This window comes from Sulfitobacter sp. KMM 9851 (genome assembly GCF_057178245.1).
On the sequence record NZ_CM169991.1, the window covers coordinates 3,483,035 to 3,508,413 of the forward strand.

25 protein-coding genes are annotated in these 25,379 nt (G+C 58.6%); 7 read left to right on the top strand and 18 right to left on the bottom strand.

Annotation, left to right across the window (positions count from 1 at the left end; translation table 11 throughout):
- Positions 1-77: 77 nt before the first annotated feature.
- Both AC1965_RS17310 and smpB read right to left on the bottom strand, forming a co-directional pair.
- Entirely contained in the window at positions 78-722 is a 645-nt protein-coding gene (locus tag AC1965_RS17310) for a glutathione S-transferase family protein (RefSeq protein ID WP_483885070.1), read from the bottom strand.
- Positions 715-1,203, bottom strand: coding sequence for an SsrA-binding protein SmpB (gene smpB, locus AC1965_RS17315; RefSeq protein WP_483885071.1), 489 nt, complete (start codon positions 1,201-1,203; stop codon positions 715-717). Before smpB ends, AC1965_RS17310 begins: the two co-directional genes overlap by 8 nt.
- A 123-nt stretch (positions 1,204-1,326) precedes the next feature.
- Here smpB and AC1965_RS17320 point away from each other — a divergent pair, with 123 nt between their 5' ends.
- Both AC1965_RS17320 and AC1965_RS17325 read left to right on the top strand, forming a co-directional pair.
- Entirely contained in the window at positions 1,327-1,836 is a 510-nt protein-coding gene (locus AC1965_RS17320; RefSeq protein ID WP_483885072.1) for a GIY-YIG nuclease family protein, read from the top strand.
- 143 nt (positions 1,837-1,979) lie between these two features.
- Positions 1,980-2,660: an SGNH/GDSL hydrolase family protein gene (locus tag AC1965_RS17325; RefSeq protein ID WP_483885073.1), complete on the top strand. Its 681-nt coding sequence runs from the start codon at positions 1,980-1,982 to the stop codon at positions 2,658-2,660.
- A gap of 63 nt (positions 2,661-2,723) precedes the next feature.
- Here AC1965_RS17325 and AC1965_RS17330 read toward each other — a convergent pair whose 3' ends face one another.
- The gene (locus AC1965_RS17330) at positions 2,724-3,542 is read right to left on the bottom strand and encodes a sulfotransferase family protein (RefSeq protein ID WP_483885074.1); all 819 of its coding nucleotides are present in this window, start codon (positions 3,540-3,542) and stop codon (positions 2,724-2,726) included.
- Between the two features lie 145 nt (positions 3,543-3,687).
- On the opposite strand from AC1965_RS17330, the gene AC1965_RS17335 reads away from it, so the two are divergent.
- Positions 3,688-5,265, top strand: a complete 1,578-nt coding sequence (locus AC1965_RS17335) for a DUF5928 domain-containing protein (RefSeq protein ID WP_483885075.1) — start codon at positions 3,688-3,690, stop codon at positions 5,263-5,265.
- A 40-nt stretch (positions 5,266-5,305) separates the two neighbouring features.
- On the opposite strand, the gene AC1965_RS17340 is transcribed toward AC1965_RS17335, so the two are convergent.
- The 8 genes from AC1965_RS17340 to AC1965_RS17375 all read right to left on the bottom strand — a co-directional run bounded on the left by AC1965_RS17340 (position 5,306) and on the right by AC1965_RS17375 (position 14,127).
- Complete coding sequence (locus AC1965_RS17340) at positions 5,306-5,935, bottom strand: DUF1523 family protein (RefSeq protein ID WP_483885076.1); 630 nt, start codon at positions 5,933-5,935, stop codon at positions 5,306-5,308.
- Positions 5,936-5,947: 12 nt separating this feature from the next.
- Complete coding sequence (locus AC1965_RS17345; protein WP_483885077.1) at positions 5,948-6,214, bottom strand: hypothetical protein; 267 nt, start codon at positions 6,212-6,214, stop codon at positions 5,948-5,950.
- A 1-nt stretch (position 6,215) separates the two neighbouring features.
- Positions 6,216-7,571 carry a DUF6638 family protein gene (locus AC1965_RS17350; RefSeq protein ID WP_483885078.1) on the bottom strand — a complete coding sequence of 452 codons (1,356 nt, stop codon included), beginning with the start codon at positions 7,569-7,571 and terminating at the stop codon, positions 6,216-6,218.
- On the bottom strand, positions 7,568-8,341 hold the full coding sequence (locus AC1965_RS17355; protein ID WP_483885079.1) for a hypothetical protein: 774 nt from the start codon (positions 8,339-8,341) through the stop codon (positions 7,568-7,570). The genes AC1965_RS17350 and AC1965_RS17355 overlap by 4 nt, the downstream gene beginning before the upstream one ends.
- Positions 8,338-10,272 carry an AAA family ATPase gene (locus AC1965_RS17360; protein WP_483885080.1) on the bottom strand — a complete coding sequence of 645 codons (1,935 nt, stop codon included), beginning with the start codon at positions 10,270-10,272 and terminating at the stop codon, positions 8,338-8,340. Before AC1965_RS17360 ends, AC1965_RS17355 begins: the two co-directional genes overlap by 4 nt.
- Before the next feature lie 54 nt (positions 10,273-10,326).
- A complete protein-coding gene (locus tag AC1965_RS17365; RefSeq protein WP_483885081.1) occupies positions 10,327-11,448 on the bottom strand; it encodes a hypothetical protein in 1,122 nt (373 codons plus the stop codon).
- 236 nt (positions 11,449-11,684) lie between these two features.
- Positions 11,685-12,761, bottom strand: a complete 1,077-nt coding sequence (locus tag AC1965_RS17370) for a hypothetical protein (RefSeq protein ID WP_483885082.1) — start codon at positions 12,759-12,761, stop codon at positions 11,685-11,687.
- 130 nt (positions 12,762-12,891) lie between these two features.
- On the bottom strand, positions 12,892-14,127 hold the full coding sequence (locus AC1965_RS17375) for an MFS transporter (protein WP_483885083.1): 1,236 nt from the start codon (positions 14,125-14,127) through the stop codon (positions 12,892-12,894).
- A gap of 160 nt (positions 14,128-14,287) precedes the next feature.
- Between AC1965_RS17375 and AC1965_RS17380 the strand changes: the two genes are divergently transcribed.
- Complete coding sequence (locus AC1965_RS17380; protein ID WP_483885084.1) at positions 14,288-15,379, top strand: Hint domain-containing protein; 1,092 nt, start codon at positions 14,288-14,290, stop codon at positions 15,377-15,379.
- 14 nt (positions 15,380-15,393) lie between these two features.
- Here AC1965_RS17380 and AC1965_RS17385 read toward each other — a convergent pair whose 3' ends face one another.
- The gene (locus AC1965_RS17385) at positions 15,394-16,182 is read right to left on the bottom strand and encodes an alpha/beta hydrolase (RefSeq protein WP_483885085.1); all 789 of its coding nucleotides are present in this window, start codon (positions 16,180-16,182) and stop codon (positions 15,394-15,396) included.
- A gap of 94 nt (positions 16,183-16,276) precedes the next feature.
- Between AC1965_RS17385 and AC1965_RS17390 the strand changes: the two genes are divergently transcribed.
- Positions 16,277-17,749, top strand: a complete 1,473-nt coding sequence (locus AC1965_RS17390) for an NAD-dependent succinate-semialdehyde dehydrogenase (RefSeq protein WP_483885086.1) — start codon at positions 16,277-16,279, stop codon at positions 17,747-17,749.
- Here the strand turns inward: AC1965_RS17390 and AC1965_RS17395 are convergent.
- The 3 genes from AC1965_RS17395 to AC1965_RS17405 form a co-directional block, all read right to left on the bottom strand.
- Complete coding sequence (locus AC1965_RS17395; protein ID WP_483885087.1) at positions 17,746-18,060, bottom strand: DUF6525 family protein; 315 nt, start codon at positions 18,058-18,060, stop codon at positions 17,746-17,748. The genes AC1965_RS17390 and AC1965_RS17395 overlap by 4 nt on opposite strands.
- Before the next feature lie 39 nt (positions 18,061-18,099).
- A complete protein-coding gene (locus tag AC1965_RS17400; RefSeq protein ID WP_483885088.1) occupies positions 18,100-18,765 on the bottom strand; it encodes a ZinT family metal-binding protein in 666 nt (221 codons plus the stop codon).
- A 220-nt stretch (positions 18,766-18,985) separates the two neighbouring features.
- Positions 18,986-19,681, bottom strand: coding sequence for a lysozyme family protein (locus AC1965_RS17405; protein WP_483885089.1), 696 nt, complete (start codon positions 19,679-19,681; stop codon positions 18,986-18,988).
- A gap of 161 nt (positions 19,682-19,842) precedes the next feature.
- Here AC1965_RS17405 and AC1965_RS17410 point away from each other — a divergent pair, with 161 nt between their 5' ends.
- Both AC1965_RS17410 and AC1965_RS17415 read left to right on the top strand, forming a co-directional pair.
- Positions 19,843-20,376 carry an RNA polymerase sigma factor gene (locus AC1965_RS17410; RefSeq protein WP_483885090.1) on the top strand — a complete coding sequence of 178 codons (534 nt, stop codon included), beginning with the start codon at positions 19,843-19,845 and terminating at the stop codon, positions 20,374-20,376.
- Entirely contained in the window at positions 20,373-22,313 is a 1,941-nt protein-coding gene (locus AC1965_RS17415; protein ID WP_483885091.1) for a vWA domain-containing protein, read from the top strand. Before AC1965_RS17410 ends, AC1965_RS17415 begins: the two co-directional genes overlap by 4 nt.
- Positions 22,314-22,545: 232 nt before the next feature.
- Here AC1965_RS17415 and AC1965_RS17420 read toward each other — a convergent pair whose 3' ends face one another.
- The 3 genes from AC1965_RS17420 to glcF form a co-directional block, all read right to left on the bottom strand.
- Positions 22,546-23,016 (bottom strand): Hsp20 family protein, encoded by a 471-nt coding sequence (locus tag AC1965_RS17420; RefSeq protein ID WP_483885092.1) that lies wholly within the window; start codon positions 23,014-23,016, stop codon positions 22,546-22,548.
- A 138-nt stretch (positions 23,017-23,154) separates the two neighbouring features.
- A complete protein-coding gene (locus AC1965_RS17425; protein WP_483887078.1) occupies positions 23,155-23,940 on the bottom strand; it encodes a trypsin-like serine peptidase in 786 nt (261 codons plus the stop codon).
- A gap of 96 nt (positions 23,941-24,036) precedes the next feature.
- On the bottom strand, positions 24,037-25,371 hold the full coding sequence (glcF, locus tag AC1965_RS17430; protein WP_483885093.1) for a glycolate oxidase subunit GlcF: 1,335 nt from the start codon (positions 25,369-25,371) through the stop codon (positions 24,037-24,039).
- Positions 25,372-25,379 lie beyond the last annotated feature (8 nt).

A 25,379-nucleotide genomic window follows, 5' to 3' on the forward strand; every position in this document is an offset into this window, starting at 1 on the left:
GCCTCCTTCGTCGCGCGCTTTGTTCCTGACTATAACCGCCGCGTCATACTGGCAAGGGCAGCGGCACCGGCAAGCCGTCAATCCTGCGCAAAGGGGTCAGTCTGACGCAGACTGGGGCGGTGCGCGATCTGCGCCCACCAAGATGCAAGTGCGGGATACCTCGCCAGCGCCGCCGCCCCCTGGGGTGCCATCGTGAAGTAAGCCATCATCGGCGCAAGCTGCAGATCGGCCAGCGAAAAGGCGCCCGATGCCAGTTGCAGACCTTCGGCGGCGATTGCGTCAAGCGCGCGCAGTGCCGGCACGGAGTGCGCCAAACCATCGGTGATCTTTGCCGCCTCCACATCCAGACCATGTTGCGCACGATAGACCGCGTGCGAAAACACCTGCCGCACCATCGGTACATAGACATAGGCATCGACGATCCCGATGACCTGCGCCATGCGGGCGGCAGCATGCGGCGCTTGGGGTATCAGTGAAGGATTGGCGCTGAGCGTGTCGAGATAACGCAAGATGGCCGCTGTTTCGCTAAGCGTAAAATCGTCGTGACGCAGCACAGGCACCCGGCCAAACGGGTTGGCGGCCGCCAGTAAGGGATCAGGCGTATCGGCAAAAGGGTTCACTTCGATATACTCGGCGGTCAGACCCATCTCGATCAGCGCCATGCGCACAACGCGCGTATAAACACTGTCGCGGAAACCGATTAGCGTCAGCTGCTCAGCCATGATCTTTCAGCAGGCGCGCCTTTTGGCGTGACCAGTCACGCTTGGCCGCTGTTTCGCGCTTGTCATGGTTTTTCTTACCCTTGGCGATGCCGAGCTTGATCTTGGCCATGCCACGATGGTTGAAATACATCACCAACGGCACCAGCGTCATCCCCTTGCGCTGTGTCGAATTCCACAGGTCCGCCATCTGCTTGCGCGACACCAGCAGCTTGCGCCGACGCCTTTCGTCATGCTGAAACGTCTTGGCCTGCGCATAGGGGGCGACATAGGAGTTGACCAGCCAAAGCTCGCCCTCCTCGACCGCAGCATAGCTTTCGGCGATGTTGGCCCCGCCCATACGTAGGGATTTTACCTCGGACCCTTCAAGGATGATGCCACATTCAATGTCATCTTCGATCGCGTAATCAAACCGCGCGCGGCGGTTTTCAGCGATCACCTTGTAGTTCGGATCGGATTTTGTGTTCGACTTGACCTGTGACATGCCACTGGATGTAGAGCGCACCCCGCCCCGGCGCAAGATGGCCGCGTGCTATTCCCCACAAGCCGCCGTTGACAGACAGCCCGCCAACCGCTTTGATTTCCCACAAAGCAGGAGGGATACGCGGTGGCCGGTACATGGGTTCAGCAGATTGTCTGGAGCAAACCTCACAGCATCTATCAACTAACCGCCACACATGGCGCCCGCGGCGACGTTCCGCGCGTGCCGGGCTATTATGCCTTCGTCGAAGGGGCGCGTGCGCCGAACGTGGATCACTGCCTCTATATCGGCATCGCGGCCGGAAAGGGCGGGCTGTATCAGCGGCTGGGATCGTACCTGCGCACCTCTGTGACAGAACATAAGGCCGCTGGCATGAAGCACGAAGGCAAGCTGCGGCTGTCGTTTGCCCGGATCAAGGGCATTGAGGGCATGGGGGCCGCCACCAAAAACACCGCATCGAACGATCGCTTTATCCACGTCTGCTGGGCGGTTTCGCCAATCGACGTAACCGACAGCGGCGGGCGCGAGATGGCCTATCTTCTGGAGCGCGCGCTGATCGACTACTATCGGCCCCTGTACAACACCGCCGCCTGGGACCGCGACATGGACTTCGATCTGGAAGACACGGCATTCTGATCAGGCTGCACCCCAATCCGTTAACCACATTGTTGCCTTAATCAGAACACAGTTTTTCAACCCTGAAGCGTGCGTGAAGCCGGGCCGTACCCTATGCTGCACAAAGCGCCCGCGAGTCGCTCAGCAGCATAAAGGCCGATATCATGCGCATCCTAGCCGCCAAACTAAGCATTTTGTTGTTGATGATCAGCGCTTTGTGCGCAAATGCCAAGGAACCGATCCAGGTTCTGGTGATGGGCGACAGCTTCATGACGTCCAATGGCAGCGATGATCTGGCCGTGCCGGACTTGATCGAGCGTCATCTTGGGGCGCAGGTGCAGTCACGGGCGGCCACAGGTGCGCGTTTTGTTTACAAGTTGCCGATCACAGGTGCGTTGGGGCTTAACATATCCAAACAATACCGCCCCGGTCGCTGGGATTGGGTCGTGATGAATGGCGGCGGCAATGACCTGTGGCTGGGCTGTGGCTGTACCCGCTGCAAGGATCGTCTGAACCGGCTGATTTCGCCCGATGGCACGCGCGGCTATATCCCCGCGCTGGTGGCACGGGCGCGCCGTTCGGGGGCGCAGGTGCTTTATGTTGGCTATCTGCGCAGCCCGGGTGTGGGATCACCGATCGAACACTGCCGCGCCGCCGGTGATGCGCTGGAAGCCCGCGTTGCCGTGATGGCGAAACGCGATGGCGGTGTCAGTTTTGTCTCGCTTGCCGACATGGTACCGCATGGGGACAGATCGTTTCACGCAGGCGACATGATCCATCCGTCGGCCAAGGGCAGCCAAGCGGCGACCACGCGCATCGTCGAGGCGATGATGGCCGTGCAGTAACGGCAAGGGAAACGCCCTGCCGTTACGCGGTGATCGGGAAGACGCAAGCGCACGCGCGCCGGGTTAATCACCCAGCTTGGCGTGGACTTCACCCAGATCAATTTCGCCAACGGGCATCTTGTTGCCCGGATTGTCGAAATCATATTTGAACAGCTCAAAGTCACGCTTGTAGATTTCGCGCACCAGATGCATCGACAGATCGTCAAAGTAATCCTCGACCGGGTGCAGGCGTTTGGGGCCGTGGCCCTCGCTTTCGTTAAAGCGGGGAATTTCGGCCAGTTTTACTGCATGAGGTGTCTCAATCGCATCCAGAACGTCCTGCATCCCATCGTTGAAGCTTTCGGTCCAGACGATTTTGTCATAGGTGCCGCCGTTCACGATGAAGGTGCTGACATGGCCTGACATGGCCGACCAGTGGATGTCAGGGTCCATGGGCCGCCGCCACCGGATTGTATCACGGGCGAACAGCAGAAAACGGCGAAAGCTGGCAATCTGGTCAAATTCCTGTTTGCCGTCTTCCCCGCCCACCTCGATCCCGTATTTCTGGATCAACAGCGGCACAAGGTTGCCGCGATAGCGTTTGCCATTGCGCTGGATGCCGCAGATTTTGTCAAAGAACGACGACAGGATGCGCGTGTAGGGGTTGCGCACGCAGGTAAAGGCATAAGATTGGTGCCCGGTTACATTCCGGGTGATCGGCTCTTGGGAGGGCTCTAGCGCCCACTTGTGCATCCCGGACTGTGCATCGTGAATGTCGCCGTCGAAAAACGTGCCGTGGTCTGAGTAAAACATGATCTGACCGATAGTCGAACAGGCGCATTTGGGCACCACACGGTACACCACGCTTTCGCTCTCTGTCATCCACGTACCGGGAAAACCCATGCTGATCTGCCTCCTGCTGACCCTGACTGTTTTTGGCAACAGTTTGGCGTTGCCTTAAAAAAGCAAATTTATGCTGTTTATTCAATCAGTCTTCACCATTATCTAGGTAAACAATCAATCGCAAAGAGGTGGATCGTTTCCCCGTATGGCCAAGATTGCCTATATCCTGCTGTGTCACAAAGACCCAGCCGCCATTATCAGGCAGGCAGAGCGGCTGACGGCAGTGGGCGATTACATGGCCATTCACTTTGACGCCTCCGCCGATCCTGCCGCGTTTCAACTGATTTCAGAGACACTTGCCGATAATCCGAATGTAACATTCGCACGCAAACGCATCAAATGCGGCTGGGGCGAATGGTCTCTGGTGCGGGCAACGTTGTGCGCAGTGGAATCTGCGATCGAAGCGTTTCCCCGCGCCACGCATTTTTACATGCTGTCAGGCGATTGCATGGCCATCAAATCGGCGGAATACACGCACCAGTTTCTAGACGACAACGATGCAGACTTTATCGAAAGCTATGATTACTTCGAAAGCGACTGGATCAAGACCGGTTGGAAAGAAGAAAGGCTGATCTATCGCCACTGGTTCAACGAACGCGTTCAGCGCAAACGTTTCTACGGCATGTTCCAGCTGCAAAAGCGCCTCGGGCTGACACGCGAAATACCTGCTGACCTGCAAATCCAGATTGGCAGCCAGTGGTGGTGCCTGCGCCGCCGCACGATCGAATGGCTGCTGGATTTCGTGAAACAGCGCCGCGATGTGGTGCGGTTTTTCCGCACGACATGGATACCGGACGAAACCTTCTTTCAAACTCTCGTGCGCCACCTGGTGCCAGAGGAAGAAATTCGCACCCGCACGCTGACCTTCCTGATGTTCACCGATTACGGAATGCCGGTGAATTTCTACAACGACCACTACGATCTTTTGCTGGGTCAGGATTATCTCTTTGCCCGCAAGATCAGCCCGGATGCCCAGGATCTCAAGCGTCGGCTTGGCCTGCTATATGCCGCCCAAGGCGTGCAATTCCAGATCAGTAACGAAGGGCGCAGCCTGTTCAAGTTCCTATCGGGTCGGGGCCGGATCGGACGGCGGTTTGCCACGCGGTTCTGGGAAACGGAATCCACATTGGGCCGCGAGCGCGAGTTGTTGATCGTCATCTGCAAGAAATGGCACGTCGCCAAGCGGGTGCTGGAACGGATCAGGCAGGTCACAAACGTGCCTGCCATCGAATATCTGTTCAACGAGGAAGACACGCCGCTGCCCGATCTCGGCGGCATCCAAAACACGCTTGAAAAACGCACCCGCCACCGCCGGGCGCTGATGCGGATGCTGTTTGACTATTACGAGACCGACAGGCTGATCGTCTGCATGGACCCCGGTAACCTTGACCTGCTGAACGACTTTGCCTCTGACCGCTCAGTCACGAGGATGCTGGAGATTGAATGTCAGTTTTCCGATGATTACCTGACCGGCCACGCCACGCGCGTCGGCCTTGCCGGTGAACAGACGTCATACGACACGCTGGAACGGCTGTTGCCCACCATTCGCAATGATATGGTGCACGAAAGCGACCGCATCCGCGACGCGCAATTCGAAAACCACCACCGTCTACGCGAATCCGCCGACGAGGCGACCAACGCTGCCGCGCTCAGCCAATTCCTGATGATCCCGGAAGACAAAGCCCGCGAGATCGCGGTCACGGACCATCTGTTTGCGGATTAAGAATTAGCCCGTCAGCCTTGAACAAAGGCTGACGCTGGCCCTACTTCTTTGTTCTCCAAGTGTCCAACCAGCGCGACATCCGCCCCCGGCGATCGGCGAAATCATCCTCAATCGCCTCTAGCGTCGGGTCGATGCGCGCCATGCGGAAGCGCCGCCAGCGCACCCAGATCGCATAAACAATCGCAAAGAACAGCGTCAGGATAAAGATGTTCAGGAACGGTATCCCCTTGGACGCGTCTGGACCATCGACAGCCCGGACCGAGATGGCGTTGGGGAAGATCGTCATGAACTCGTTGCGCCAGCCATAGTGCTTGAGCGCATAATATTGCGGCGCGCCGGTCGTGCTCTTGGCGTCCGCCGCTTCGGCCTGCAGGTTCGACGTGTCAAACTTGAAATAAGGCGGCCAGCCCCAGCCCGTGTCCTCGTTGCGATAGACCATGACATCGCCCTTCGCCCGACGTGTCTGGATGAAAAAAACATCGCGGTTTATCGCCGTGCCATCGGTGCCCACATCCGCCGCCGCCCAAAAGATCGAATTTTCACCGAAGTCCATCCGCTTTTCATAGGTGTCCGTCACGCGCACGATGTCGACCTGCGGCAAGGTATAATGGAAAAACGCCCCCACCAGCAGCCACACCGTGACCCAGAACACCCATTTAACAATCGCCATATCGAGGCCCTTTCAGGAAAAATTCGTGAGGTAGATGACCACCCCGATCAGCACCACCGGCACCACATAGACGCCCAGGATCAGCTTGCGCCGGATCGAGCCGTCGTATTTCTCTAGCCCGCGCTGCACAAATGTGTCGCGGTCCACCTTGCGCGGCCCGGCGTCCCACTTCTGCAGCAGCTTTCCCTTGCGCACCGACCGCGAATAGAACGACAGGCAGACATAGATCACCGTCAAAACAACAAAGCCCATGACGATCAGGCGCAGCAGTGCAAGCATCCTATCTCCCCCTTACGGCGCCCCATGGACCGACCCGCGCGATCAGATCATCCACCGGGGCAGGCTTTTGCGCCACCGGCTCTTCCATCGCCGCATCATGCCCGAACAGGGCCGCCCGCGCACCTGCCTTATCCACCTGATACTCGGCGGCAAGGAATTCAGCAACATAAGCGCGCTTGTTCTCAGGCCAGCCGGCGTAGGTGCGGTAGAACAACTCCTTGTGACAGATAAACATCTGCCGCGCGTCCTTGGGGGCCAGCTCGGCCAGCAGCATGTTCACCAGCGCCGTGTCCTTGCCGCGTGCCGCGCGCAGCGTATAGAAATACGCCGGATGATCAGAGGTTATGCGCGGCCAAGCCCCACCATTTTCCGCCCAGTTCACCAAGGCACCAAGCGTATGAAACTCCTCCGGCAGCTTATCATGATGCTGCCGCGCCAACCGGCGCATATCGGCGCGGGTGCAATCGGTCAGATCAACTTGCCTGTCGGCCACCGCATCGACCAGTATAAAATCCATCTTCTGCCGCAGGATCGCGGCCGAATTGATCCCCCGCGCCTCGATGATGGTTTCGGTGAGGCCGTTGAGTTCAAAGAATTTGGCGACCTGATTACGCTGCGTCGCGTCGAACACATGCTTGATCGGCAGATCGTCCAGCCCCGCCTTCCCGCCGGGCGCGATCACCGCTGGATGCTCAAGATCCTGAAACAGATACAGCCCACCGAAATGCGCCGTCCAGAAATTGCGCTGATCAAACGACATCTGTTTTAACGTCACCGGGTTGCGCACCACGTCGCCGGTTTTGCCGGCAAGTGTAATCATGTCGACGATCAGCACATCGTCAAACCAGCCGTCCGGCTCGGTCTTGAACCGATCCACCAGATCACCCAACTTACCCGCATCGCGCACGGTGCCAGCGGTGGTATCGGCGTCGATGGTAATGCGGCGAATGTCGAACAGGCGTTTCGGCGATCCGACATCATAAACCGAATTCACCAACTCCCCCGCCACCGCATCACGCGCCGTCAAGGCAAACAACTGCGCCTCGTTTTCCGCAATAAACTGTTGCAGAATGCCGCGCGAGGTGGAGAATTTCATGTGCAGCAACGGGCAATGCCGCTGCTCCATGCTCAACAAGATAAACTGGCGGTTCACACCTGCGTGGTTGAGGTAAAGCGGGTCACCCAACTCATCTCCAACCTCGGGGGAAAAGCCGGAGATATCGACATGGAAATCGGTCAGTTCGGTGCGTTTGCCGGTGAGGTGATGCAGCGCACGGTTATAGCGATCGACCAGCGCGGGTGAGGCAACGTGGAATAGATTGCCGAACATGAGACCGTGGCGGATGAGGCGTTTCATTCGGGATTCTTCACGTAGAAAATCGGTGTCAATTTCTTTGATAGGTCTCCGACAAATTCTTTCGGCACATCATAGGAAACTGGTGTCAAATCACAACGGCCTAGCGGCTCAAAAATAAATTTTTTGGCAAACTTTGCATGCACGTCCAATAGCCAGTCAGTGGCTATAATATTGAAATCTAACCACTCCAAAAATAGCTTGTTTCGCTCAGCCTTAGAGGGCGTGGTTACCCATTTCCTATTTAACCTCGCCTGGAACATCACCTCCTCACCTATTGGATAGAAGTCATTTCCACCGGTATCGTGCGTGTAGAAATTATAATCCCCACTTTTAAATGCGTGCTTAAGGTTTTCTCTCGCTGACTTAAACGAGTAGTGATGTGAAGCTTCGTTTCGGATATGCCTCGCAACATCTGCACCTCCCCCGAAACTCAGCACATCAAAGCTCTCACTAGCAATACGAGCCATCTGCAGCAATTCTTCGTCTTTAGTTTCTTTTTTGCGGTGAATTTTATTAAGAGTTTCAACTGACTCAAATAATTTTGAGCTCCACGTTCGCAATATTAAAAACTTGTTAATATTACCTGCGCTGTCAATGCCCTTCTCATTAATATAAGGATGGGAGATAGATATGTAACTCTTACGAAGTACATTTATTTCACTAACTGCAAAACTCAACATTGAGAATGCCGCGACTTGATCTGCGGGCAACTTCTCTAGTTCCTCCCAAGCCAGCTTGAACTCCAGAAATTCAATTTTAGTTCGATTCACCCCTCACCCCCACTCAAATACCGCTTCTTCGCCGCCTCCATCCGCTGCATCTCCCGCACCGCATTCTCAATCGCCACCTCGTCCGACTTATCCGCATACCTAAACTCGGAATCCGCGTAGCGGTTGATCTCCTGTATCACCATCTCCACCGTGATTGGCTGCCGCATGTCGTTGATCATCGCCAGCTTCTCGTCATACCCTTTGAACAGGAACAAATCCGGCTCGGCCATCCATTCGTCCGGCAGTTCAAAATCCATCGCCCGCACCTTCACCGCGTCGGTGATGTTCTTGATCGCCCGGCCGGTAAACCGCGGATCGGCCTCTTGGATCGCCTTCAGATAGGTCCCAAGCTTCGCTATCGTATCCAGCGCCCCGATCTTGGCCGATACCTGATCATAAACCCGCAGCAGGCCGTCCTCATGCGGATGGGCATGCCCCTCAAAACTCGCCGCCACCGCGCGTTTGATCTCTTGCGCGGCGAATGCCTCGTGATCGCCCAGCGGAATGTCGTGGTTGCGGCCCATCAGCAGGTTCAGGATGTCGATGTAATCCTCCCGCGTCTGCGGCCCATCCACCAGAAACCGCGCCCCGGCCCGTTGGCGCAGGGCGTCGTCGACGTTTTCGGGATAGTTGGAAAACATCCCAAAGGTACAATTCCCGCGCACCACCGTATTGGCGCCGGCGAACGATTCCATCAGCACCGCCGTAATCTCCAACTGCCCCGCGCTTGACTGCCTGTCGCCGCGTTTGCCGGCCAGTTGGTCGATGTCGTCGATGGTGCCAAAGCCGATCACCGACGGGTCGATGATATTGTTGATAAACGCCTTGGCGTTTTGGCCCGATTTGCCCTGATAGCTATCGATATTATCGGTGCTCAGGTTCTGATAGCGAAACGGATAGCCCGCATTTGTGCAATACTCAGACACCAGCCCCGCCATCATCTGAATGAGCGTGGTTTTACCAGTCCCCGGCGCGCCGTCGCCCATGAACGTAAAGATGAACCCGCCCAATTCGGCAAAGGGGTTCAGACGGCGCTCAAAGTCATAGGCCATCAGCATTTTGCTAAGCTTCATCGCCTGATATTTCGCGATGTGGTTGCCCACAACCTCATTGGGTTTCTTGAACGTCATGGTCAACGTGGTCGATTTCGCCTTTGACGCAGGCGAAAACCCGGCGCTGGTGAAATCATCGGCCTCGACACGCCACGTGGCGGATTTGAACGCCTCCAGCCTGGGGGTCGTCTGGGCGCGCAGGGCGACTTTTTCCATCAGCGTCTCGGCAAAGGCGGCGACTGTGGCCACCAACCGGGCATCGTCACTCGCATGGGCCGCAATATCCTGATCCAATTCCCACAATGCGCCGTGCAGGGCGGTCTGGCCATTGTCGGTCAACACCTCATCGACATCGCCAACCTCCACGGCGACCTCGGGCAGATGCGACGACAGCAAATAGGCGGTCGCATTGCCAAACACATATAGCGTCACCAACGCATCGGCGGCCAGCAGTTCACTGAATTCAGCCCTGCGTGCGGCGGGCAAAGACCCCTCGAGATTGGCGCGTTTCAAATCACCCAATCCCGAATGTTCGGCCGCGTTTTCGGCCACAGCCAGCGCAATCGCGATGGCCCGGCGCAGGGCGTGCAGCACGGTGGATTGCAGCGGCGTCATCAGCGCGTCGTCATCAGCCCCATCAACGCGCGCCATCAACTGCACCGCCCCGGCGGGCGTGCGGCGCTGCGTCACCAGCCCCGGCGTGGTGCTGCGAAACCGCCGCCGCGTGCCGATGCCGGATGAGCGTTCGGCCTGCGCCACCTCGGCCGTCTTGGCGATACGCGGCGCGTGGTCGAACCCTTCTATCAACGACTGCGCCACACCGAGATGTTTGGCGATGTCTTCCTCACGAAGTTCCATAGCGTCTGATGTCTGGCTCATCTTTTCCGTCCCCCATTCGCTTCGCCAAATAAATTCTCGCCGAAGGCACAAAAGTTAATACTGCAACACCCGGCCCTGCGGGCTGACAACGAATTTCCGCACCGACCCAAAACCGGGCGGATTCTTCTCTTCCAAGACCTGATAGGGCCGCTGCGGCAGGATGATGCTGCGTTCAGTGGTTGTGGCCCCCAGATCGGCGTTTTGAATGCCAAAGGGATCAAGCGCAAAAACCTCGCGCTCCACCGTCGAAAACCAGCCCGATTTTTCCTCGATCACCCGGTCGCTGATCAATTCCTCTTCGGTCCAGACCAGCGCCCAATCTTGGCCCTCGGGTGCCCGCGCCTCGGCCAGCACCTCGCGCAGCGGCCCGGCTTGGCGGGTGTATTGATGGCTGTACATCGGTCCCAGATGAAACCGGCGCAGGCGTTTGGGATGCAGATCGTCAAAATCCTGATCAAACCCGCGCGCGATGGTGACCAATTTCAACCCGCCCAGCGCCTGCGCGCTCAGATGCGCCTGCACATTTGGCCAGCGGCGTTCGTCCTTGGGCAGGGCGATGCGGCCGGTGTCCTCCAACTCCATCAGATAGATCACCGGCAAGTTCACCTGACTGTCGTAGGTCGCCCAATGCAGCCGAAATGTGCGCCGCCCATCAGGCGCGTTGCCGATCCATTCGGCCTGCGGATCATTGCGCACCCAAAACAGATCGCCGCGCGCCAATTCTTCGTAATATAGCCGCTGCGACAGGGCGAATTGCAGTTTGGTGGGGATTTGCCGGTCACCCAAAATGGTCTGCACCATCTGGTCTTTCAATCGCTCTGTCGATGGCATGTTTTCCAGATGCGTCGCCGCCTGTTGCGCGTCATTGGCCATGGTCATAATTTCTTCGGCCACCGGAAACCCGCTGTCACGCTCGTCCATCGTCAACGCGCCGAAAAAACGCCCAGTCTCGCGGCCCACCATGAGGTACTTGAGGGACAACGCGCGGAACGTATGGGTCAACTTGGCGGCATAGCGCGTGAGGATTTCAACCTCGTCGGAGTTTAGTTTTCGCTCCGCCTCCATCACGCCAGCCACATGCAGCATATGGGCCATGATGCCCTCAAACTTGCGGAAGTAGCGGCGGCTGGCGAAGGTGTCGGTCAGGCCGATGTGGTCTGATGCGGGGTCAGTCATTCTTCGCCTTCAATCCGTCGATAACCCTCTTGCGCATAGCATATTGCTTTTCCCCCTCCGACCGCGTCGACGCGCCAAACGTCCAATACAAGCGAAATGCGAGAGCCAAGAAAGCTCCGACAACCAACAAAGGCAGTAATAGCCATTTGGGTACAAAAACAAATGGACTAACGATCATCAGGAAAGTTGCCAAAGCGATTAAGCCCAGGGGCCACAGCACTGGACCAGTTACCCGCTTACCCGCCATACTGATTGCTGTCATGCTTTTCGATGATCGCCGCAAACCGCCGGGCGAAACGTTCGTCGGCTTTGGCCTTGGCCTCCAGCACTTCACGGGCAAACACCATGTGGTCCTCATGTTTTTCCATCATCTCGGCCATCCGCGCGTTGGTGGCGGCCCCGATCCCTGCCATGGCGGATTGCGCCTCTTGGTCGGTTTTCACGCCGATTTCGTTGATGCGGTGGGCCACGTCCTGTTGTTGCGCGGTTTTCAACGATTTGGTCAGGGCGTCATACAGCACCACACGCTGCTTGGTGTCTGTCTGCAATTTGTTGATCAGCACCATCTGGGTAGCCGCCTGATTTTGCAGGGAATCGATCCAGGTTTTGCCCTTTTCGATATAGCGTTCCAGCGTCTGCGATTTCGCCAGCTTAACCTGCTCGTCCTGCACCAGCGCGTTGTATTTGCTGTTGGCTTCGGCCAGTTCAGTCTCCAGCTTGGTGCGTTTGGCCGCGTCTGCCTCTGACGCGATGGCGTTCTCCAGCTTGATGATCGTCGGGTCCATGCCGCCGATCTCGGTGCGGATCGCCTCCAGCTCACCCACCGTCATCTCACGCTCATCCAGCGTTTCGGTCAGGTTGGTTTCGACCTTGATCTTCTGTTCCTCCAGCATTGCCAACTGCCCTTCTAGCAGTTGCACGATCACGTCGGACTTGCTGATCAGGTCCTGCAATTTATCGTCGATAGAGGCAGAGCGCACGCGCTCCTGGCGCATACTGTCTGCCTTGCCACGCGAAAAGATACCGATAAAGGTTTCCATACTGGTCTTGTTGCGCATCTCGTCGAAATCGCGGCTGAACCCGGCGGTGATATCGTCCAGCCCCATGATCAACTCGGCGATATTGGCGTTCATGATGTCCGTATGGGCATGCACATCCTCAAGCGACGCATTCTCGATGTCGATCATCGCGTCATCGCCAGTCTTGAGCTTGGCACGCGCGGTTTCGATCCGACCTGTCAACTCGGCGATTTTGCTTTGCGCCTCCGCTACCTGTGTCTGAGATTCCTTAACCTGTGCATCTAAACTGGCCATAAAACGCTCCTGTCCATCAATATGTTAAAGTGAATATAGGCAATGTTACGATGATTTACATCTGGTATTCTTCAAAATTTTGCCAAGTGTCGCAAATGCCGTGGTTTTTGGAAAGGGTGAAGGTTGCACGCTACTGTGGGGGCTCGATCCCCACGCGGCGGGTGGTGACCAGCAGTGCGGAAAAACACGCCCCGCCGATCAACACATACCACGTCAGCGCCTGCTGAATGTCGCCAAATCCCATCGCATCCCCACCCGGCAACTGCCGCGATACAATCAACAGACTACCCGCTAGCAAAACCCTTCCACCCAAACTTTGAACCGACAGAAAAGTGGCGCGCCCGGCATCGCTAAGCAGCGGCTGCATACGCGCAATGATAAAGGGGCGGGCGAATGAATTTGGCACCATACGCAAAAACAGCACGGCGATGGCCAGCAGCGATTGTGTTGCAGCAAGCACCGCGATCAGTGCGATCTGCATGCCAAATGCCAGCAGCAATATCCGCGCCAACCCCAAGCGTCGGCGCAGGGCGAGCGCGATCAGCGAGGCACCAACTGAAACGATCATCATGATGGCCGACACCGTACCGCTGACCAGCGGCGCCTCGTCCTGCCAGCCGACGGTTTCCAGTGCTGCCGCGATAAAGGGCTGACCAAAGACAAAGGGCAGGTGGCTGAACGCATACATCAGCAGGCTCAGCGCAAACAGCCACGCCAGCACGGGGCGGCGCAAGGCCGCACGGATCAGCGCACCGTGTTCTGCCAGCGAAATATGCGTGCTCTGCTGGTCGGCGCGCGGTGGTTCGGTGAAACGCCACGCGATGCTGCATGCAATCCCCAGCGCAACCGCGCCACCAGCAAAGGCGATGGCATAGCTGTATTGCGCCACGACCCCACCCGTAAATGCCGACAGGGCAAGCGCGGTCAGTGAGAACCGCCAGCTTCGGGTTTCCTGCGCTTCGATCTCTTCTGCCCGGCCTGCCACCGCCAGGGATTCGTATAAAAACGCGCTGTCGGTGCCAGAGACAAAGGCAGCGCTTGCCCCCATCAATATCTGCGCCACGACAAAGACGGTGAAACCATCCCCGAGCGCCAGCAACGACACCCCGGCCGCCCCGGCCAATGTCGCAGCGATCAGGGTCAACCTGCGCCCCAACCTGTCGGACATATAGCCCGACGGCACCTCCAGCACGGTGGTGCCGATATCGTAGATCGCATACAGCAGCACCGCTTCTGCAGCAGACAGTCGGCTTTGGAAAAACAGAAACCAGATGGCCTGCCAGAACAGAAGGTTCAGACAGAATCGGAACCAAGGATAGAGCCGGATGTTACGGCCCATCGATTCTGCCAATTTGGGGTCGGTCATGGTCAATTTACTGCCCGATCATGCATGCGTGCGCCGCCTTTATTTGCCTTTTAGGTCATGAACGGGTGAATGGCGCAATGTTGTCAACAATTTGTCCAAAATTGCCCCAATTGCCCCGTCATTACTGGCGCTCAAATCAGGCCAGTTTCGGGTGCGCGCGATGCCTACTACCTTCAATGTGATCAGCTTGGGCACATTTGCCAGTATTGACCCTACAGAGGGCAATACGATCGCGGAAAACGCCAGCTCGCTTGTCGGGCGGACGATGGGCACCGTGCACGACCCCCTGTGGGAACAGGTACAGCAGTTTTCGCCCGGCACGGGGGGTTTCGGCGGCGGCACCAGCACAGCCTATGATCAGAACAACAACCTAGCCAATGAACGGTTTCGCATCAACGGCGGGCCAAACCAGACCTTTGATGCCAGCGCGATCTACAACGCGACGATCACCTATACCAATGGCACCACGGCCAATATCACCGCTGTGATATTTCAAGACACCGCCGGAAACACCTACCTCGCCCCCGAGTTTTCCAACAATTCAGACCAAACCGCGCTGCAGGCCGGACCTATCCGTTCGCTGCGGCTCAACTCGCTTGAGGGCAATAACTATTCGGGCCTGACGGGCGACCGCCAAGCCACCAATTTTGCGGTTTGCTTCGCCGCGGGCACCATGATCGACACCCCCGAAGGTGCGCGCGCCGTGGAAACGCTCACGGCGGGCGACAGCGTGATCACCCTCGACCACGGCGTTCAGACGATCCGCTGGATCGGCGGACGGACGGTGCCGGCAATCGGCCCGATGCAGCCAGTGCATATTGCGGCGGGGGCATTGGGTCACGGCCTGCCGACCCGCAGGCTGACCGTATCGCGGCAGCATCGGATCATGCTGCGCAATTCCATCGCCGAAAAGATGACTGGACGGGCCGAGATTCTGATCGCAGCGCGCAAGCTGACTGCCCTGCCGGGCGTAGAAGACGCCACCGACATGGGTTTTGTCACCTACTGGCATTTTCTGTGTGACACCCATGAAATTGTCTATGCCAACGGGGTGCCTGCCGAAACCCTGTACCTGGGCACCGAAACCCGCAAACGCCTGCCCAGGGCGGCGCTTGAGGAAATCGCGGCGCTGTTTCCCGCGCTAATGGCCCAGGCAGACGCTTGGGTCACCGCACGGCCCCTGTTAAAACACGCGCAACAAAACCGTCTGATGGACCGGCTTCGACGCAACGGCAAACCCGCGTTGGCCTAGGCCTGCGCCTCGGCTCAACTGCCCAGCAACGCCTTGGTCATGTCGCTGTCAGGCTCTGCCAGCGGGTCTATCACATCAAAGTGATGCTGCCCCTCGGCCACCACCTGACGTGCGCCCCAGGTACGGGCGAATTTCTCGGCCTGTTCCAGAAATGCCGGGCGCTCATTCGCCCCAACCCACACCGTGACGTCGACCCCATGCGGCGGGCTCATGTTGATCGGGCTTTCGGCTTCGGCTTCGGCCTCATCGATACGCAATATTTCGTTCATTTCAGTCTGCATCAACGGCGCCAAATCGGCCACAGGAGAGATTGACACGATGCGCGTCACGCGCCCGCGCACCTCGCCGGGCAGCAGCAGCGGATCCATCATTCGCGCCACCAGATGCCCCCCGGCGGAATGACCGACAAGAACAATGGTTCCCTGTGTGCGGTTTGCTACCTCGGTCAACGCTGCCGCGATCTGCATGGAAATGTCGGAAATACGCACATCGGGGCACAGGTCATACGATGGCATCGCCACCGCCCAGCCACGGCTCAGCGGCCCAGCGGCCAAATGCGACCAATAGCTTTTGTCGAAGGCCTTCCAATAGCCGCCATGTACAAAAACTACCGTGCCGCGCGAAACGCCCTCCGGCTGAAAGAAATCAAACAGCTGCCGGTCAGACGGACCATAGCGCACACCGATTTGCGCGCGCGCGCCCAAACCATCGCGGAACGCGGCCGCCTCTTGCTGCCAACGCGGCGGAAAACTGTCTGCCCCGTCGATATAGGCGGCGTTGGCATAGGCATCATCAAGCTTCATCTAAGGTCTCCCAACCGGGTTTCGTCGCAAAGTGGAACTGGACAATCATACCCGTTGTTGCTTTGGGTGCCATAGACAATAGCGGAGAGACCCAATGACCGATGCTAAAACTGATCTGAAATCGAAGCTAAAAGACCCCAGCCTGCTGGAAACCCGCGCCTATATCGGCGGTGAATGGGTGGATGGCGACGATGGCACCTTTGACGTAACCAATCCGGCACGTGGCGATGTCATCGCCAAGGTCGCCAACCTGTCGCGCGCCCAAGTCGCCGGTGCCATCGCACAGGCCGAAGCCGCCCAAAAAGAATGGGCCAAATGGACCGGCAAGGAACGTGCCGCCGTGATGCGCAAATGGTTCGATCTGATGATGGAAAACCAGGCCGATCTGGGTGCGATCCTGACCGCAGAGCAGGGCAAGCCTTTGGCCGAAGCCAAGGGCGAAGTTGCCTATGGCGCGTCCTTCATCGAATTCTTTGGCGAACAGGCCAAACGCATCTACGGCGAAACCATTCCCGGCCACCAGCGTGACAAACGCATCACCGTGATCAAACAGCCTATCGGTGTCGCGGCATCGATCACACCGTGGAATTTTCCCAACGCGATGATCACCCGCAAGGCCGCACCAGCACTGGCTGCTGGCTGCGCCTTTGTTGCGCGCCCTGCTGCGGAAACACCTTTGTCGGCCATCGTCATGGGCGTACTGGCCGAACGCGCCGGCATCCCCGCAGGTGTGTTCAACGTGGTGCCTTCGTCGTCCTCCTCTGCCGTGGGCAAGGAATTCTGCGAAAACCCCGCCGTGCGCAAACTCACCTTCACAGGCTCCACCGAAGTGGGCCGCATCCTGTTGAAGCAGGCCGCCGACCAGGTAATGAAATGCTCAATGGAACTGGGCGGCAACGCGCCGTTCATCGTGTTTGACGATGCCGATCTCGATGCTGCCGTCGAAGGCGCGATCCTGTGTAAATTCCGCAACAACGGCCAGACCTGCGTCTGCGCCAACCGGATCTATGTGCAGGCGGGCGTCTACGACGAATTTGCCAAACGCCTGACCGCGCGGGTCAAACAGATGAAGGTCGGTGACGGCTTTGAGGATGGCGTGGACCTTGGTCCGCTGATCAACTCCGCCGCCGGTGAAAAGGTACGCGAGCACATCGAAGATGCGGTGGCCAAGGGCGGCACCGTGGTGCTGGGCAACGATGGTTCGATGGATGGCAACTTCTTGGCGCCCACCATCGTCACGGGCGTCACCCAAGACATGAAAGTCGCGACCGAAGAAACCTTTGGCCCGATGGCACCGCTGTTCAAGTTCGAAGACGAGGACGAGGTGATCGCAATGGCAAATGACACGATCTTTGGTCTCGCCTCCTACTTCTATGCCAAAGACCTGAGCCGTGTGTACAAGGTGGCCGAAGCGTTGGAATACGGCATCGTTGGCGTGAACACCGGGATCATCTCGACCGAAGTTGCACCCTTCGGCGGGGTAAAGCAATCCGGCCTTGGCCGCGAAGGCAGCCACCACGGCATCGAAGACTATCTGGAGATGAAATACATCTGCATGAGCGTCTAAAACACGATAGCGGGACGGGCCGAATGCCTGTCCCGCGCCAGCATGTCCCGCTCTGCGCGTGTCAGGCGATGGATTGCCTGCTCTGTATCCCCACCGCATTTTTCCAGCGCCCTGCACCAGACGCGGTGCGCCGACTGCGGCGACCACGGCAAGGCCGCCTGCGCCAGCCAAGCACGAAGCCTTGGCGGAAGCCGATCATAGGACGCCATGCCATCGCCCTGCCGTCGCCGCCGCTTTAGGCTGCTGCGCATGTTGTCCTGCCTGCCCATGAGCGCCACCACACCTATCCCAAGGCTGCGGGCCTGACTCATCACGAATATTTCCCATGAGTCAGGCCACAACCTCTCACATTAGTGCGCCTGCATTTCCGCCGCGATGTCCGCGCCACTCAGGTCTGCTGGGAAATATGTTGGCCAATTGGTCAGCTCTTCCAACAACGCCGCACGATCATCGCCCCAATAAAGGTGATAATGATCGGCCCTGTCTGGGGCGATGCGGTGGTCACTGAACTGAATGAAACCCGGAGCGGCATCGTCGCCACTCACTTTTTCAAAGACAAAGCGTACACCGCGATTGCCCTTTTCGTAATTCAACACCGCATAGCTGTCATTTTCGTATTGCGCCTGCACCGGTGTGCCATCGCGGAAGAATGTGACTGCGTCACCCTCGATCAAAATGCGGTCCACGTCCGTGGCATATCCGACGTCATAATAGGCTTTGTACTCTTCGGCGGTCTTTTTGCCGTGTTCGGCCTTGTGCTGCATCACGCCATCCAGCGTGCCATCTTGCAAAAAGGGATAGACTGACTGCCAGTCGCCCGCCCAGTCGGACAGCGCGCGGTCCTTGATCTGGGAATCGTCAAAGTAGCCTTTGTAGATGTCGTCAGAACCATGGTCGTGCTTGGCACTCTCACTGGTTGTGGTGTCAGATTTGGTTTCAGCACTGACAGGGGCCGAGAACACCAAAAGCGCGCCAATGGTCAGGGCGCTGATCTGTTTTGCGACTGGGTTTTTCATATGGATACTCCAGATGTGGCCAAGCGGCCATGTGATTCGATATGTTATATCATAACATTTATGTGGAGTAACGCATCTCTGCCCACTGCGCAACTGCCCGACTGCGCACGCTACAGAAATGTCAGCCCGGTAGACGCAGTGCAGCAAACCCGATCACTACAGGTGACAAGAATTTCCGGGGCAACGACACTGCGCCCAACAAGGTAAGACAGCTCCGCGATTATCCCGGAAACGCCGTCATCATCGCGGCATCAAAGCGCGCCCATGTCATCGACGCCTTGTTGCCTGCATACCCGTCATAATGCGACTTGCCGCTACTGTTGGGCAGTCCTGCCCATATCTTTGCAAGGTTGTTCATGAACGCAAGGCGGCTGATTTCGCCCGCACGCACCCGGTTCAATCCCGCCTCGGCCAGCAAAACATCAGCAAGCCGATCCTGCATCCGCTTTGAAAACCGCTGTGCCGGATCAACGCCCAGTTTGTTCACCACCCGCTCCAGCGTTTTGGGAATGAATTGATAGCGCCCTATGGCATGCGGCTGGCCCGGTGTGGCTGCGATCCATGCATAGATTTCGGCCACGGTCATCTGTGTCGGCCTTTTCGGCGGTTTGATCCGCGCGCCGTGCTGCACAGCGTCATAGCCATCACGCCGCGATTCCGCCTGCCCGATCAGATGACGGATGACGTCAACATCCCTACCTCCATCACCAATTGCCGCATCATCGGCATAAACGGGGTCATGGGCGGGGCGATCCGCAAACAGGCTGGCACCGCTACGTCCGATAAACAGGCTCGAACTCATACCCGCGCCGTCCGGCGACACGCTGGCTTGATACAACCCACCACGCGGTGCCATCTGCGCGCTGAACAGCGAAACAGCCTCGGCCACCGCAAGCTGCGGCAAAATGCCGGGCATCATTAGCAATGCCCAAAAAATTCGCCCGCTTTGCATGACGCCCCCTTCTGGTGGTGTTGCCGTAAACTGCCGCCAAATCATTTAGATTTCGTTGGCCGCAAATTTTTTCCGCACACACCCAAGGATTGACGGCTGGCCCGCGTCATACGTAGGTGATGTTGATGACACCCGAGGACACCTCTTTGGCACTTGCCGCAGCGGGGGGCGATGCCGCCGCCTTTGCCACGCTATTGGACCGGCAATATGATCGGCTATTCCGACTGGTCTTTCGCCTGACCGGATCGCAGGCAGACGCCGAAGATTTGACGCAAGATATCTGCGCCGCCCTGCCCGCCAAACTGCGCAGCTATCGTGGTGATGCGGCCTTTACCACCTGGCTCTACCGACTTGCCGTCAACGCCGCTCACGACCGCCGCCGCCGCGCCGCAACCCATGCCCGCGCCGCCAGCGGTTGGGGCGATTGGGAGGTGAACCGTCAGGCCGCAAACGCCGAAACCGCCGAAGCCGTCGACTGGCTGACCCGCGCCATGTGCGCGTTGCCCGACGATCTGCGCGACACACTGGCGTTGGTGCTGGACGACATGACCCATGCACAAGCGGGCAGCGTGCTGGGTATTTCCGAAGGCACGGTCAGTTGGCGCATCTCTCAGGCCAAGAAACATCTGGCGCAGCTGCGCGCGGAGGACGACACATGAACGACGAGCTGGACGATCTCAAGGCGATGATGGACGCCGCCACCCCGCGCCCCGACGCCGCCCGCCGAGCGGAAAATCTGACCCTCGCGCAGAAAAACTTCGAAACGCTCCAAGGATCGCCGACCGGGGCGCGTCCTACTTCCAATCGCCCAATGACGGGCCTTTGGACAGGAGCGAAAACCATGTTGAACACCCTCACCTCCCGCGCGGGCCTGACAGCCTCAACCGCCATCGTTGCCGTTGGCCTGGTGGCCTTCTTGCCGCTGGACGGCATGTTGCAAAATGATGCGGGCCGTGGCGGCACCTTTGAACCTACGCCGCTGCCTGCGCCTGAACCACCAGCCGTCGAAATGGCCGAGGAAGAGACGCAGCGCGGCGACCTGAACAGCAGCTTGCAAAACCATGCGCCCGCCCCCACCACCGTCGCCCCCGCGCCGCGCGCCAAGCGGGCCGCCCCCGCAGACAGCGTCGCGTCTGGCGCGATCGTGGCCCAAGAGTCATACGCGCCCCCCGTCGTTCTAGACGACATGCGCCCAACACCTCAGCCCGATACCGAAGCCTTTGCCAACGCCGATACGAACCCGGTGCAGATCACCAGCGAAACCCCGGTTTCGACCTTTTCCATCGACGTCGACACCGCATCCTACGCCGTGATCCGAAACGCGTTGACCCACGGCCAGATGCCGCCGCGCGATGCCGTGCGGATCGAAGAGATGGTAAACTATTTCCCCTACGACTACGCGGCACCCACCGACGGCACCGCCTTCTTACCCACCGTTTCGGTCAGCCAGACACCGTGGAACCCTGACACCCAACTGGTGCAGATCGCCCTGCAAGGCGCGCTGCCCGACATCGCTGATCGCGCACCGCTCAACCTGGTGTTTCTGATCGACACCTCCGGTTCGATGAACAATCCCGACAAGCTGCCGCTGCTGAAACAGAGCTTCCGCTTGATGCTGGGCCAGTTGCGCCCCGAGGATGAGGTATCCATTGTCACCTACGCAGGTTCTGCCGGACAGGTCCTTGCCCCCACACCTGCAAGTGACAGCACAACTATCCTCGCAGCGCTTGATATGCTCGACGCAGGTGGGTCAACCGCCGGAGAGGCCGGGCTGCAACATGCCTATGCCACCGCCGCAGCAATGGCCAAGGACGGCGAGATCAGCCGCGTGATTCTGGCCACCGACGGGGATTTCAACGTCGGCCTAGCGAACCCGGACGCGCTGAAAGACTACATCGCGGACAAGCGTGACAGCGGCACCTACCTGTCGGTCCTAGGCTTTGGACGGGGCAATCTGGACGATGCGACGATGCAGGCGCTGGCCCAGAACGGCAACGGCATCGCCGCTTATATCGACACGTTGGCCGAGGCGCAGAAGGTGCTGGTTGATCAACTTACCGGGGCGCTGTTCCCCATCGCCAACGACGTGAAAATCCAGGTCGAATTCAACCCTAACCAAATCGCAGAATACCGGCTGATCGGCTATGAGACCCGCGTCCTGCGCCGCGAAGATTTCAACAATGACAAGGTCGATGCCGGGGATATTGGCGCGGGCCATCAGGTAACCGCATTGTACGAGGTCACACCCGTCGGATCACCCGCAGTTCTGAACGATCCGCTGCGCTATGGCGCCGGGGGACAGACGCCAGATACCACCGATGAACTGGGGTTCCTGCGCTTGCGGTACAAGGCACCTGGGGCGGAGGAAAGCCAGCTTATCGAAGCGCGGATACCAGCGGATACCAGCGCCGAACCCGGATTTGCCGCCGCCATCGCAGGCTTTGGTCAATTGCTTCGCGACGACGGCTATTTGGGCAAATGGTCCTATGCCGAGGCCATCGCGCTAGCGAATGCAACAAAGGGGGATGACCCCTTCGGCTACCGCGCCGAAGCGGTGCAACTGATGCGCCTCGCGGCCAGCCTGTCGGGGGAGTGAGGAGGGAGAGGGCCACCGCCTGCCCGTGGGGTGGCGATCTCAAACGGTGTTCCGTCCCACTTTATGGCGCAGCCTTGGCGCGCTCTATCAAACTTGATCCCCGCCTCACCAAATCGCCTCCCCGTGGGGCGGGCAGGCGATGGCCCGGCGCTTCGCTTGTTCCGGGCTGAGTTACCAACAACAAAGGCCCGCCAAAACGGCGGGCCTTCCTTGGTCTGGGGGAGGTCAGACCTTAGTTCACAGCTTTGCTGTCAACCACATCCTTCTCGATCGCCTTCACATCAGACGCGATCTGGATCTGACGCGGCTTCAGCGCCTCTGGCACCTGCCGCTCCAACTCGATGTGCAACATGCCATTGGCATGGGCCGCACCTGTGACCTGCACGTGATCGGCCAGATGGAACCGACGCTCGAACGCGCGGGTGGCAATGCCGCGATGCAGATAGGTCTTTTGCTCATCCTCATCCGCCTTGCGGGCCGATACGATCAGGGCCTTTTCGCGCACTTCAACGCTTAGATCCCCATCGGCGAAACCGGCAACAGCAATCGAAATGCGATAGGCATCACCATCAAGTTTTTCGATATTGTAGGGGGGATAGCTGGGGGTTGCCCCATCATTGGTCAGCGCCCGGTCCATCATGCTGGCGATCTGGTCGAAACCAACGCTGGACCGATAGAGCGGTGCAAAATCAAATGTACGCATGTGTTCATCCTCATCTTTGAGCGATTGACATATCGGGCCTTCCACCATTGGACAGACCCGCTTTTACAAACGCCGAAGCCCTATTAGGCACCCCGGCTCAACTCATGTGGGAATAGAATTAACCGCTTTCAAGACCCCTCAAGGCCGGACAAATTTGGCGCCGGTCTGATGCTGCTCGCCCACGGAAATGCGCTTGCTTGCGGGGCCTGCCTCTAGGAACACACCCTTGCCCGCCACCAGCTCGGCCTGCAACAACGCCAGCGGCGCGCCCAGTGCCGTACCCAGCGACACATGTTCGCCCTCGACCTCGGCCATGGCCGACACCACGGAAACGATCTGCGGCACCCCGTTGACAAAACTGAATATCGGCGCGCCGCTTGATCCGAAATCAACCGAACACGAGGTGACCAGTACCCCCTCCTGCTGGGCCAGAACCTTGCAGACCTCCTGCAACGACGGCGCCTCGGCGCGGTCGCGAGCATAGCTGACGACGCTTACACTGTCGCCAGGCCGGGGCCGGGCGGCTGTACTGAACGGCTGTATCGTCGTGTTCTGGATCGGACGCTCAAGCTCCAGCAGCGCCAGATCATTACGCACGCGGCGTGATGAAACATCACCGTCATAGACATAATCGGGATGTACCACCGCCCGGCGAATATTGCGGTACGCGCCGGCCCGCCCGTTTCGCCACCCGGCCAGAAACTGCACCTTGGCGTGGTCGATCCGCTGCTTTGTGTCGCGGTCAAATAGGCAATGTGCCGCCGTGAGCACCAAACGCGGCGCAATCAGCGCCCCGGTGCAAAAACCGGTCCCCCCAAGGTCCAGCCGCCCCACGGCTTCCCAGGCAGCGGCATCAACGCCACTATCAAGCCGTTTGAGCGGCGCATCCTGCGCACCCGCTGTCGAAGTGATGAACATCGCCATCAAGGAAAGAGCCAGCAAGCGCCGCAAAATATCACCTCAAGTTCAAGCTACCCCTGTGCGATACAGACGAGTTGCGGCAGAAATAGGGCAATTTGGTTAACGCAGGCGCGGAATTTCAGGAGCCTGATCCCGCCCCTTGGTCAGGGCCGGCGGTTTCGGACCACCCGTCGCCCAATCCAGCAGTTCGACACTATGCACCACAGGCACCCGCGTGCCCGACCCGATCTGCATCATGCAGCCTATGTTGCCTGCTGCAATGATATCGGGCGACTTCTCCTCCAACGTATTGACTTTACGCACTTTCAACTGCTGCGAAATCTCTGGCTGCATCAGGTTATATGTCCCGGCAGAGCCACAGCACAGATGGCTGTCTGCCGGTTCAACCACGGTAAAACCCGCCTGTTTCAACAGCGTCTTGGGGTGGGTCTTGATCTGCTGGCCGTGCTGCAATGAACACGCCGCATGATAGGCCACAACCAAACCGGCGTGATCTGGAGTTTGGCCAGATTGTGGCAGATCAAGCGTGACCAGCAGTTCCGAAATATCCTGCGCCAATGCCGCCACCCGCGCGGCATCTGCCGCCAGAGGATCATTGCGGAACATATGGCCGTAGTCCTTAACCGTCGTGCCGCAGCCCGAAGTGTTGATCACAATCGAATCGATCCCCTCGCCGTCCATCTCGGCGCACCACGCCTTGATGTTGCGCGCGGCGGCGGCATGGCTTTCGCCTGTCTTGCCCATGTGATGTGTCAGCGCGCCACAACAGCCCGCCCCCTTGGCCACCACCACCTCGCAGCCCGCCCGCGTCAGCAGCCGGATCGTTGCATCGTTGATATCCGTGTTCAGCGCTTTTTGCGCGCAACCGGTCATCAGCACCACCCGGCGCTTGCGTGCCCCCTGCGCGGCAAACGTCTGCGGATCGTCGTTGCGGCTGACGGGCGGGATCACCTTTGGCGCCATTTCCAACATCGCGCGCAACCGCGCATCCGGCATAAGCCGCGCAAACGGCCGCCCGATCTTCGCCCCCAGCAACGCAACCCGAAACCGCATCGGATAGGGCAAGATGCGCGCCAGCAGCCACCGCAGCGCCCGGTCACTGAAAGGCCGCTTGTAGCGTTGTTCGATATAGGCACGGGCGTGGTCGACCAGATGCATGTAATGCACCCCCGACGGGCAGGTCGTCATGCAGGCCAGACAGGACAAGCAGCGGTCGATGTGTTTGACCGTCTTGGCATCCGGATCACGGTCGTTCTCCAGCATATCCTTGATCAGATAAATACGCCCCCGCGGGCTGTCCAACTCGTCGCCCAGCACCTGATAGGTCGGACAGGTCGCTGTGCAAAATCCGCAATGCACACAGGCGCGCAAGATGTCATTGCTGCGCCGTATCTCAGGATCGCGTAGTTGATCGACGGTAAATGTGGTCTGCATCTCTGCTC